This is a genomic window from Chryseobacterium sp. P1-3, from assembly GCF_000738495.1.
GTDB classification, from domain to species: domain Bacteria; phylum Bacteroidota; class Bacteroidia; order Flavobacteriales; family Weeksellaceae; genus Chryseobacterium; species Chryseobacterium gallinarum.
In genome coordinates this window covers 18135-30353 of the sequence record NZ_JPEQ01000014.1, presented here as the reverse complement: position 1 = coordinate 30353, position 12219 = coordinate 18135, and the positions used below count along the sequence as shown (strand labels likewise).

At 36.0% G+C, this 12219-nt stretch carries 11 protein-coding genes; 5 read left to right on the top strand and 6 right to left on the bottom strand.

Annotated elements, in window-relative coordinates; genetic code table 11:
- Positions 1-71: 71 nt before the first annotated feature.
- Positions 72-1262, top strand: coding sequence for an ADP-forming succinate--CoA ligase subunit beta (sucC, locus tag HX13_RS17545; protein ID WP_050022145.1), 1191 nt, complete (start codon positions 72-74; stop codon positions 1260-1262).
- A gap of 204 nt (positions 1263-1466) precedes the next feature.
- On the opposite strand, the gene HX13_RS17540 is transcribed toward sucC, so the two are convergent.
- The gene (locus tag HX13_RS17540; protein WP_238555469.1) at positions 1467-2327 is read right to left on the bottom strand and encodes a mechanosensitive ion channel family protein; all 861 of its coding nucleotides are present in this window, start codon (positions 2325-2327) and stop codon (positions 1467-1469) included.
- A gap of 122 nt (positions 2328-2449) precedes the next feature.
- Here HX13_RS17540 and HX13_RS17535 point away from each other — a divergent pair, with 122 nt between their 5' ends.
- Complete coding sequence (locus tag HX13_RS17535) at positions 2450-3085, top strand: peroxiredoxin (RefSeq protein ID WP_050022144.1); 636 nt, start codon at positions 2450-2452, stop codon at positions 3083-3085.
- 92 nt (positions 3086-3177) lie between these two features.
- Here the strand turns inward: HX13_RS17535 and HX13_RS17530 are convergent, their stop codons facing one another.
- The 4 genes from HX13_RS17530 to HX13_RS24735 all read right to left on the bottom strand — a co-directional run bounded on the left by HX13_RS17530 (position 3178) and on the right by HX13_RS24735 (position 6786).
- Positions 3178-3771, bottom strand: coding sequence for a hypothetical protein (locus HX13_RS17530; protein WP_050022143.1), 594 nt, complete (start codon positions 3769-3771; stop codon positions 3178-3180).
- A 298-nt stretch (positions 3772-4069) separates the two neighbouring features.
- Complete coding sequence (locus HX13_RS17525) at positions 4070-4585, bottom strand: hypothetical protein (RefSeq protein WP_050022364.1); 516 nt, start codon at positions 4583-4585, stop codon at positions 4070-4072.
- 85 nt (positions 4586-4670) lie between these two features.
- Positions 4671-5795, bottom strand: a complete 1125-nt coding sequence (locus tag HX13_RS24740) for a TonB-dependent siderophore receptor (protein WP_238555468.1) — start codon at positions 5793-5795, stop codon at positions 4671-4673.
- The gene (locus tag HX13_RS24735) at positions 5758-6786 is read right to left on the bottom strand and encodes a TonB-dependent siderophore receptor (protein ID WP_238555467.1); all 1029 of its coding nucleotides are present in this window, start codon (positions 6784-6786) and stop codon (positions 5758-5760) included. Before HX13_RS24735 ends, HX13_RS24740 begins: the two co-directional genes overlap by 38 nt.
- 354 nt (positions 6787-7140) lie before the next feature.
- Here HX13_RS24735 and HX13_RS17515 point away from each other — a divergent pair, with 354 nt between their 5' ends.
- Positions 7141-8196 (top strand): Gfo/Idh/MocA family oxidoreductase, encoded by a 1056-nt coding sequence (locus HX13_RS17515; protein ID WP_050022142.1) that lies wholly within the window; start codon positions 7141-7143, stop codon positions 8194-8196.
- Between the two features lie 108 nt (positions 8197-8304).
- Here HX13_RS17515 and HX13_RS17510 read toward each other — a convergent pair whose 3' ends face one another.
- A complete protein-coding gene (locus HX13_RS17510; RefSeq protein WP_050022141.1) occupies positions 8305-10200 on the bottom strand; it encodes an ABC-F family ATP-binding cassette domain-containing protein in 1896 nt (631 codons plus the stop codon).
- A gap of 257 nt (positions 10201-10457) precedes the next feature.
- Between HX13_RS17510 and HX13_RS17505 the strand changes: the two genes are divergently transcribed.
- Positions 10458-11162: a carboxypeptidase-like regulatory domain-containing protein gene (locus tag HX13_RS17505; RefSeq protein WP_050022140.1), complete on the top strand. Its 705-nt coding sequence runs from the start codon at positions 10458-10460 to the stop codon at positions 11160-11162.
- Between the two features lie 74 nt (positions 11163-11236).
- Positions 11237-12115, top strand: a complete 879-nt coding sequence (locus tag HX13_RS17500; protein ID WP_157837463.1) for an alpha/beta fold hydrolase — start codon at positions 11237-11239, stop codon at positions 12113-12115.
- The last annotated feature ends 104 nt before the right edge of the window (positions 12116-12219 follow it).

Genomic DNA, 12219 nt, shown 5'->3' with positions numbered 1-12219 from the left:
AACTTGAACTTCCGTGTCTTTTTAGTAAATTTGTCAACCTTTAAATATTTAAATAAAATAATAAAAATAATATGAATCTTCACGAGTATCAATCAAAAGAGATTTTATCAAAGTACGGAGTAGCTATCCAACGTGGTTTCGTAGCGAATAACGTAGATGAAGCTGTAGCTGCTGCAGAAAAACTAACTGCTGAAACCGGCGCTCAGGGATGGGTAGTAAAAGCACAGATCCACGCAGGAGGTCGTGGTAAAGGTGGTGGTGTAAAGTTCTCTCCAAACATGGATAAACTTAAAGAAAACGCTCAGAACATCATCGGAATGCAGTTGGTAACACCACAAACTTCTGCTGAGGGTAAAAAAGTAAATTCTGTTTTGGTTGCAGAGGATGTATATTATCCAGGTGAATCAGAAACTAAAGAATTTTATGTTTCTATCCTGTTAGACAGAGCTGAAGGTAAAAATACAGTTGTATATTCTACTGAAGGAGGTATGGATATCGAGCACGTTGCTGAAGTAACTCCTCACTTGATTCACAAAGAAATCATTGATCCAGCTTTAGGTCTTCAGGGGTTCCAGGCTAGAAAAATTGCTTTCAACCTAGGTCTTGAAGGAAATGCTTTCAAAGAATTTACTAAATTCATTACCTCTTTATATAACGCTTACGTTGGTATCGATGCATCGCTTTTCGAAATCAATCCTGTGTTGAAAACTTCTGATAACAAAATTATCGCCGTAGATGCTAAAGTAACTTTAGATGATAACTCATTATTCCGTCACAAAGACTTAGCGGAATTAAGAGATACAAGAGAAGAAGATCCAATGGATGTTGAAGCAGGTGAAGCGGGTCTTAACTTCGTAAAACTGGATGGTAACGTTGCTTGTATGGTAAACGGTGCCGGTCTTGCTATGGCAACTATGGATATCATCAAATTATCAGGTGGTAACCCTGCTAACTTCCTTGATGTAGGGGGTACTGCAGATGCTCAGAGAGTACAGACTGCTTTCGGAATCATCTTAAGAGATCCAAACGTAAAAGCAATCCTGATCAACATCTTCGGAGGTATTGTAAGATGTGACAGAGTTGCTCAAGGGGTTGTAGATGCTTACAAAGCTATGGGTAGCCTTCCGGTTCCATTGATCGTAAGATTACAGGGAACTAACGCTGTTGAAGCTAAAAAATTAATCGATGAGTCTGGTCTTCCGGTACACTCTGCAATTACTTTAGAAGAAGCTGCAAACAAAGTAAAAGAAGTTTTAGCGTAATCTAAAATTTTCAAATAAATAAGAAAACCGTTTCACACTTGTGGAGCGGTTTTTTGTTGGCCAATGCAAGGGCAAAATTTTGTAAATAATTTCAGCAAAGTTATTTAAACCTAACAGGTTTCAAAAACCTGTTAGGCTTCTCAAAAAAAGCTATAATGAAAAACCACCTTAGTTTTGAAGTGGCCTTTATTTTATAGATATTTATTATTTATCCTGATGACTTTCGGGTAAGCTGGAATCTCCATTCATAATACTGATACTCGTTGGTGTTACAAGTTGAATTTTATCCTCATCAAAACGTTCTTTAATGTTTAAATAGGCCTTACTTCTCACCTGAGCCAGGTTAGCCCCTACTTTAATCCAGAATTTGACCTGAAGGTTAAATGCCCCTTGTTTGAGGTCTGTAAAAATAACCTCTGCCGTATCCAGCTTATCCACATTGTCAAGATTTTTAATCACATTAAGAATACTTTTTTGTGCTTTGCTGATATCCTCATCTGCAGGAATTTCAAAGTTTAATATAATTCTTCGTTGTGGTGATGCTGTAATATTATAAAATGGTGCATTAAAAACTACCTGATTAGGAATATATGCTTTTTTGCCATCATCTGTAAGAATCTTTGTTGTTAAAAAACCGATTTCCTGTACGGTCCCGGAATGAGTTCCGATGGTAATATAATCTCCCACTTTAAAAGCCTTATCAATTCCGATCAGCATTCCCGAAAAGATACTCGATACAAGGTCTTTCAAGGCAACCCCGGCAATAACCCCGGCCACACCTAAACTTCCGATAAACTTCCAAAGAAAGCCGCTGAATCCCATAATTTCGAGGGAGATAAACGTTCCCATCAGCATAATCAGAAATCTGAATACTCCGATTAACGTAACCAGAGAGCTTTCTTTCTGGCTTTTCGGGAAAAATTTATGAAAAAGCTTTACTGCAATTATGCTCAGGTATTTGCTGGTAAGAAGAAAAAATGTGAATACCAGGATTCCGACAATCAGCTTTGGGGTAAGCTCGGCAAAAGTTACATACCAGTTTTTCCAGGACTTTGTAAACAACATCAATATAACTGATTCCAGTTTTCTGCATGAATATTTTTTTAGTTAAAGATATAAATTTTCAGCAAAAAAATTTGTCAGTTTCAAAAAGTCTACTAAATTTGTAGACTATAAAACAAAATATTATGTCAATCAGATTAGGAGATACAGCACCCAACTTTCAGGCAGAATCATCTTCAGGCGTGATTAATTTCTATGATTATCTCGGAGATTCATGGGGGATTTTATTTTCACATCCGGCAGATTATACTCCGGTTTGCACTACGGAATTAGGATACACATCAAAATTACAGTCTGAATTTGAGAAGAGAAATACAAAAGTTATTGCCCTGAGTGTGGATGGAGTAGAGGACCACCAGAACTGGATTAAGGATATTAATGAAACCCAAAATACAGAGGTCCGGTTTCCGATTATTGCAGACAGAGATAAGAAAATCTCAGAACTGTATGATTTCATACATCCTAATGCTTCAACTACAGCTACCGTACGTTCTCTATTAATTATAGATCCTGCCAAAAAAGTAAGATTGATTATTACCTACCCTGCTTCTACAGGAAGAAATTTTAATGAAATATTGAGAGTATTAGACTCTTTGCAGTTAGTAGATGCCCATACGGTTGCCACTCCTGTGAATTGGCAGTACGGGGAAGACGTGATTGTTCCTCCATCTATTTCAACGGACTATGCAAGAAAGATATTTCCTAAGGGCGTTACAGAAATAAAACCCTATCTGAGATATACTCCACAACCGAATACATGATTTATTTGATTTTTTATAGTTTAGTTTTAATTTGTACGAAAAGCGCCCCGGAATAAATCCGGGGCGCTTTATTTTTTTTATGAGTAGTAAGATTACTTAACCTCGTTGATAACTTGCTTAGCTTTAGAAGTTGGCAAATAAATACTAAATCCTAAATTAAAGGTAATGTTAGATGTTAAACCTTTATTGCCGAAACCTGTTACACCTGCATATTTTACTAAACCTTCCAGACCAATGTTTGGTGTGATAAAGTATGAATAACCTGGACCTACACCAAAGTCAAGACCTGTCGTAGAGTTACCTCCATTGCTGATAGAATAACCACCTACACCTAAGTTACCCTCGAAGAACCATCTACCGTGATGTAATAAGTTGTCCACACCTTTTTCTCCAGGAGAAAGATAATAACGTCCTAAAGCACCTACACCATAATCAAATCTTGTACTCGCCTCCTTAGAAGATTTACCGATACCTAATGTTACATATCCTCCAACGGCTAGATTATCTTCAATGAAATAAGCTCCTTTGGGTTGTATGTCAATTTGATATCCGCCACCTGTATTTAATCCGAAATTACTTGATATTAAACTGCTTCCTACCATCCAATTACCTTTTTGAATCTGAGCGTTTGCAGTTGCTGTTAAACCTGCTACAGCTAATATCCCTGTTAAAATAAGTTTTTTCATAATTTATTATTTTAATAATTAAATGTTTATTATTCACGAATTATAGAAAAAACAATAAATGTGCCAGAGTCTTAATTTTAGACAAATTTTCAAAAAAAGTGTTAAATTTCATGCAATGTACTTTTTAATTTTTTAACAATTCTCCTGATAATTTCGTAACTATAAAAATAAAAAACTGAGATTCACTAAGCATAATATGGAAGTCGTTGAACTTCAAAAAGATGACTGTCTTCCACTTTATTGATCTGATAAATCAAGCGGAAGACAGTCATTAATTATATAATCTGAATTAAGGTATTTAAATAAACAGAAGAATAATTGAAACAATCAGCCCTGCAATGGTAAACCTGATCCCACGTTTGAAGGCTTTGGTTTTAGGATTGAACATCCAGAAACTAGAGATAACAAAAAAGAAGAGTGCCACTCCGAAAAATACGCTTAAAGGGGCAATAGCATCCTTAGACTGTGATTTGTGAAGCGAAACCATTTTATCCAATACAAATGGCAGTTCCATTTTTGAATATTTGGCTACTCCGGTTGCAGAATCATAAGTTCCTTTTTTAAAGTGAAGAACGGTGCCTTCTGTTTTTTCCACTTCAAGGCCTTTCATCTTCAGCTCCTTTTTCAGTTCTTTTTCAGATAGGTTGGCAGATAAAGTCTTTTCATATTTTTTTTCACTTTTCAGGAAATCTGTGTCCCTGTAGACCAAAATAACTCCACTTACGGCATACACCGCCATAATACCCGCAAGGAAATATCCAAGATAACGGTGAGTGACTCTCATGAAACTTCTTGTGTCTTTAATCTTATCCATATCGTATTGTTTTGTTTTAAATTTCAAAAGTGGAAGCTGCAACAATGCAATTTCCACTTTAATAAGAGTAATTATATATTTAATTCTAAAGCCTGTATGTCAATGTAAAATAATAATTTCTTGGAGTAATCGGGTTTACTGAATAATTTTCGTGAACGTTGTAGTTTACAACATCAAACAGGTTACCCACTCTTCCCTGGATAGAGAACTTCTTCCACTCGTAACCAACTGATAGAGAAACGGTAGTATAATCTTTTAGATCAAACATTCTAGTTACATTGTTTCTGCTTACGTTGGTAGATTTAGTATCATTCCATCCGGCGATTCTGTCTCCGATGTAATAAATTCCAGCTCCGATCTTTAATCCTTTTACATAGTTCGTAAATTTATAGAAAACGGAAACATTTGCTGTTGTAGCCGGTGTTCTTACCAGTCTTTGGTTTTCAACATATCCTTTTTCAGGAGTGTTAAGGTATACAGAATTATTATAAGAAAAACCTCCGATAATAGATAGGTTTTCTGTAGGATTTCCCGTAATGTCTAACTCCACACCACGGCTTCTCATATTTCCTGCAAATTCTTTAAGGTTGGTATCTGTTGAATTTACCGGTGCTGCATTAGGCGTAGTTGTAGGAATAAACCAATAAGTTTGATAATAATTGTTGTACATAATCTGGTAAGCCGTTAAGTTAACCGCTAACGCATTGTTCCAGAAGTTCTTTTTTACACCAATTTCGTATTGATCAACTGTTGATGGTTTTATGCTTTGTTTTGATAACCCGGTTAGCTGATTTTGAATTTGAGTTACAGTTTGATTGGTATTTACTGTACCAAACTGATCTGAAGTATATCCTGCATTTGAAGCAAATGAATTCGTGTACGTTGCAAATACCGAAAGATTTTCATTCGGAGCATAAACCAACCCCACTTTTGGAGAAAATGCATTATCAGATGTTGAAGAATTGGCTACTTCAAATTTCTCATTTGATGCAAAACGGGTTGTTAGTGTAGGCATATTTTCTATATAAGACCATCTTAATCCAGCAATTACTTTTAGTTGCTTCGTTAAGCTGATAAAATCTTGTGCATAGATTCCAATTCTTCTTGTATTGATTCTGTTTCTTGTATTAAGGGTAGAATTAGGCATGCCAATACTTCTCCATGTTGAAGGATCATCTAAATAGAGAAGATTTTTTTGGATCTGTAACATTATATGCATAAGCATCTGCTTGGCTGTAATCCGCATCTGAACCAATTAATACCTTATGGTTGATTTTTCCGGTATTGAATTCACCATTGATGTTTACTTGTGCAGAAGTATAATTTTGTTCGTTATACGTTTTACCAAAAGGTCTTTTCCATGATAACCTGTTGGGATCTACAGTTTTATCTTTAGTGTCATAGATCCATTGTACTCTTTCAGAGGAAAAATAATCTTTCGTATAGTTTTGATAAGAAGCTGTAGCATTTAAAGACCATCTTTCGTTAAACTGATGATTGAAAGTTACATTCGTAGAAGTTTGCTGTACATTTTGATATTGCCAGTCAGTTCCGAAGAAAACGTTTCTGGAAAAACTATCATTCAATCTGTAGCTTTGGTCTTTTTCAGTAATAGACCCAAGTCCGAAATCCGGGGTAAAGTTATTTTTAAGATAATCTGCCTCAACAATTAATTGAGATCTATCACTTAAATTAAATAAGAATGACGGATTGAAATAATATTTTTCAGATTGTACAACATCTCTGAAGCTTTCAGCATATTCGTATGCACCGTTTACTCTGAAAGCAATATTTTTAGATAAAGGGCCATAAACATCAATTGTAGGCTTATAGGAATTCCAGCTTCCGCCATTTAATCCTATGCTCCCCCCAAAATTGAATTTAGGTTTTTTTGTAATCATGTTGACAATACCACCGGCAGCAGTATTTCCGTAAAGCATTGCGTTTGCTCCCTTTAAAACTTCTACTCTTTCCAGACCACTTACTTCAGGGAAAACTCCACTGTTTATTCTTGATCCATTCTTGAAAATATTATCATTTCCTAAAATAAAACCACGCCCACCAAAGCTGTCCTGAGAATTTCCCCTGGATGAAGTTACATACATCCCGTTTACGTTTTGTAGAACATCACTCAATTGCTTGGCCTGTTGCTGCTCAATGATTTCATGGGTAACAATAGCAATCGGCTGCGGGTTTTCCATTACCGTAAGGTTTGACTTTGTAGATAAAGTTCTCGCCTGGTTAGGATTTCCCGTTTTATGAAGGTTGATATCCTCAATCGTTTGGGTTCTGATAGTATCTGCTTCAAAGTTTTTTTAACTGCGCACTTAATGAAACAGCAGTAAATAGAAGACCTAGGGAAAGTAATTGTCTTTTCATTTTATTTTTATGTAGAACAGTTTTAAATAACGCGCAAATGTAAGTATTTGTTTAGAATAGATAAAAATAATTTCATGATTTTTGTCATGCTTTCAGGATGGGGAAATATTATTTCTATGGAATCCAGACAGACTATCATCCGGTTTTTATGAATATATTTGTTAAAAATTAAGATTATGCAATTGGTAAGAGCAGGATTGTGTGCTTTTGGAATGAGCGGAAAAGTGTTTCATGCGCCATTTTTAAAAGAACATCCCGGATTTTCTATTTCAGGAATAGTAGAGCGAAGCAAGGAGGAATCTAAAGAAAAATATCCTGAAGCAACGATATATCGCTCTGTAGAAGAAATGCTTCAAAATGCAGATATAGAATTGGTGATCATCAATACTCCGGTTCAAACGCATTATGAATATGCCAGGAAAGCTTTGGAGGCTGGGAAAAATATTATTGTTGAAAAGCCATTCACGGTGAACGTTGCAGAAGCTGAAGAACTGGTTAGCCTTGCAGAAGAAAAAGGACTGTTTTTAAGTGTATATCAAAACAGAAGATTCGACAGAGATTTTTTACAGGTTCAAAAGGTTTTAGCTGAAAAAAAACTGGGGATTATTAAAGAAGCGGAAATACGTTTTGACAGGTTCAGGACCGCCCCTAGTGGAAAACAACATAAAGAAAATCCGGATCAGTCCGGATCAGGTTCACTTCACGATCTTGGCGCCCATCTTGTGGATCAGGCGGTACAATATTTCGGCTTCCCTGAAAAGCTTTTTGCAGATGTATTCTCTATGAAAGGTGAAGAATTTGCGAATGATTATTTTGAGATTTTACTGTTCTACAAAAACAACCTGAGGGTAAGACTGAAGTCTTCAGTTTTTACCAAAGAAGACCATTATGCTTATAAAATCCATGGAGACAGGGGGAGCTTTTTACAGGAAAGAACCGATAATCAGGAAAGTGAACTGGTGGCAGGTGCTATTCCGGTATACGGTAAAGAGTGGATGCTACCCCTAAAAGAAGCTGATGGCATTCTGAACTTTTTAAATGAAAACTCCGAAACGGAAAGAATTCTGACTTTCAGTGACGCGGGTAATTATATGCACTACTATCAGCAAATCTATGAACATATTGTTTTCGGACACACCTTACCTTCTCCGGGAAATGAAATTATCCTGAACATGAAAATCATCGATGCTTCATTGAAAAGTGCCCAAGAAGGAAAGATAGTATCGTTATAAAATTATAGTGAGTTATGAATGAGCTAAGTAAGGTTGAAGCTTAATGGTGGCAGAAGTACACTTTCTGCCCTTTATCCTAAAGCCCCAAGTCTCATTCATCACTCATTTTTACATGATTTCCTGAAGCTCAAGCCATCTCATTTCATGATTTTCCAGTTTTTCGGAAACGGCCTCCAATTCCGCTGAAAGCCTGGCTATTTTTTCATAATCTGCTTCATTATTGAGTAATTCCAGGATCTTTGCACGTTGCTCTTCCAGCTCCGGCATTTCTTTTTCTATAGTTTCCAGTTCTCTTTGTTCTTTGAATGTCAGTTTTCTTTTTTGAGAATTGGATGATGGTGTATTTTCTGTAGCAGCCATCGTTTCTTTTGCAGGCTCAGGTTTTATGGCTGTATTTTTTTCCAGAGCTTCTTCGCGGCTTTTAGCTTCACGGTATTCGGAGAAGTTTCCTACAAAATCCCTTATTTTTCCATCGCCTTCAAAAGCCAGAACATGGTCCACGATTCTATCCATAAAATATCGGTCGTGGGAAACAATAATTAAAGATCCCTGGAATTGTTGCAAAAAGTTCTCGAGAACCGTTAAAGTGGGAAGATCGAGATCATTGGTAGGCTCATCAAAAATCAGGAAATTAGGATTCTGGTATAAAATATACATCAGATGAAGTCTTCTTTTTTCACCACCTGAGAGTTTTGATATAGGAGAATACTGCGTCTGATCATCGAATAAGAATAACCTTAAAAACTGCGATGCAGACAGGCTTTTTCCATTGGCCAAAGGATAAAACTCTGCAATTTCCTTAATAAAATCTATAACACGCTCATCTTCTTTATAGGTAAGACCTTTTTGAGAGAAATAACCGAAAGAAATGGTTTCTCCTGTTTCTATTTCACCACGATCGGCTTTTTCAAATCCCTGGATGATATTCAGAAGGGTAGATTTTCCAGCTCCGTTTTTCCCGACAATCCCTACTTTCTCACCCCGCTGGAACTGGTAGCTGAAATCTTTTAGTAAAACTTTATTACCAAAACTTTTGTCAATATGTTTCAGTTCAAGAATTTTATTTCCCAGGCGCTTCATTTCAAAGTCCAGTTCAAGTCCGTCTTTTCTGGTGTCGGTTTTGGCTATTTTCTCCGTTTCATAAAAAGCATCGATTCTGCTTTTGGATTTTGTAGTTCTTGCTTTGGGCTGTCTTCGCATCCATTCAAGTTCTTTCCTGTAAAGGTTGTTTGCTTTATCAATGGTGGCATTCAGGTTTTCCTCACGGATCATCTTATTTTCAAGATATGTGGCATAGGAGCCGTTATGGGTATAAAGAGCTCCGTCTTCCATCTCCCAGATAATGTCGCACACACTGTCCAGGAAATACCGGTCATGGGTAACAAGCAACAGGGTTATTTTTGCTTTATTCAGATAGTTTTCAAGCCATTCTACCATGTCCACGTCCAGGTGGTTGGTAGGCTCATCCATAATCAGTAAAGTATGTCTGTGTTCTGCTCTGGTTTCTGTTAAAAGCTTTGCCAACGCTACACGCTTGATCTGACCTCCGGAAAGGGTTCCCATTTTAGCGTCAAGATCGGTAATTTTAAGCTGGGAAAGGATTTGTTTCATTTCATTTTCCAGATCCCATGCTTTGTGCACTTCCATATCGGCTAATGCTTTTTCAATGAAATTATGATCAGTGGAATGTAGTGACTGATGGTAATTCTTCAAGGCAAGAATCGGTGCAGAATCCAGGGTCATCATAAATTCCTCAACACTGAGGTTGGGGTCATAATCAATCTCCTGGTCAAATAAAACCACCTGGATATCCTTATTAATGACTACACTGCCACTATCAGCAATTTCTTTTCCCATTAGTATTTTCAGAAGCGTAGATTTTCCACTTCCGTTTTTGGCGACAATAGCTATTTTGTCTCCTTCATTGATGTGAAAAGAAATGTTTTCGAACAACACTTTTATACCATAAGACTTGGTAAGGTTTTCAGCAGAAACGTAATTCATTAGAATTTAATGGTTTGTTTTGAATTGAATTGAGCGGCAAAAGTACGAAAATGTAACCATACAATTTTCCGGAACGTGCTTTATAAAAATGAATATTTATGATTTCTTAAAAAAGAGGATAATGTTTAAGATTTTTAGGACTCATAGACTGGAACTTAATTTTTTAGTATAAATTTAACTAAAGAGCCATTAAATTTAATAATACCTTATGAATGTTGATAGTGATAAAGTAGATAAGTTTGCATCAAACTTTTACCATGAAAAAACTCAGCGTTTTATTCCTTATTCTTACAGTTTCAGCTTTCAATGCACAGGTGATTTCAGGAACCATTATTTCCAAAAATGAAAATCAGCCCGTTCCATATGTAAAGATTGGAGTGGAAAAGGAAACCAACGGAACCATCTCTGATGGGAAAGGGAACTTCGCAATAGATCTTACCGGCCTGAATCCACAGCAGAAAGTAAAAATAGAGGTTCCGGGATATGAGCTGTATGAAGAAGCTATACAGGATTTCAAAAAGCACGATCAGCAGAAGGTATTCTTAAATGAAAAAACTAAAACAATTAAAGAAATTGCTATTAAGCCTAAAAAACTGGTTGATAAAAATTGGGGGGTAACAACAAAAAGCAAAAGTGTCTTATATTTCGTTAATCCGACGGGAGATAAAGCACGTTTTCTTGGTGAAACAGCTTTGGAGTTTAACACTAAGAAAAGATCCAAAATCAAGAATATTAATCTGAATATCGCCCGATATATTTCCACAGAACCGGTTCTTATGCGGTACAGTATTTACAGTGAAAAGGATGGTTACCCTGATAAAAATATTCTGGATGAAGAAATTACAGTAGAGCTTACTGAAGATATGATTAAAGACGGAACTTATAGGCTTGATGTTAATGACTATAATATTTGGGTGAAGGGAAAGTTTTTTTGTTGGCATTCAATTTTTAAAAGCATTTAACGGGAGCATTAAAATCAGTGCAGCATTGTTTAAAACGGGATTTATCAGAGAATTCTATGGAGACTGGAAAAAAAATGTCCATTGCTGCACCTGCCATTAATATTGATGTGAAAGTGGATAAAAGCGGAAAAGATATACAAGATGCTGGTGTGTATGCAGATGATGATATCTCTCAGAGTTGGATAACCGATAATTCAAAGAACATAGAGGAAGCCAATCAGTCTATATATGGTAAAAATGACTCTGCCGGAAAATATTTAAAGCTGAAAGATACTGATCTTTATTATGAAGTATATGGAGAAGGTAAACCTTTAGTATTACTTCACGGAAATTCAGGCAGTATCAAAGATTTTTACAAGCAAATTCCAGTTTTATCTAAGCAGTATAAGGTTATTGCGGTAGATACAAGGGGGCAGGGGAGAAGCAAAGATACCTCCAAAAAAGATTTTACCTATAAATTATTTGCAGATGATGTAAAAGCATTAGCAGACAACCTGAAGCTTGATAAAATTAATATTGTGGGATGGAGTGATGGTGGAAATACAGGACTTGAATTTGCACTGAAATATCCTGATCGTCTTAATAAATTGATAACCATCGGGGCGAACGCTTTTCCTGAAGGAGTGGAAGATAAACTTATTGAACGTTTTACCAATCAGATGAAACAGCTGAATGACATAGCAGCTAAAGAAACTTTGGGAGAACGCAGGCTTTTAAAGATCATGCTTACGGAGCCTAATATCAGTAAAAATGATCTAAATAAAATAAAAAGTCCGGTTTTGGTTATTGCGGGAGACAGGGATGTTATCAAGCCGGATCATACAGAATTTATTTCCCAGCAAATTCCCAATGCTGAAAAGAAAATTTATAATGATACTACTCACATGGTTCCTTATGAAAAACCAGATCAACTTAATGCCGATATACTGAGTTTTCTTGAAAAGAATAAATAGGAAGATAGAGGCTCGAAGTTATAGATTGCTTCTTTTAATTTCAACTTTGAATTAAAAGAAGTGTTTTTTTAAAATCACTGATAATCATTAAAATAAACTTATAA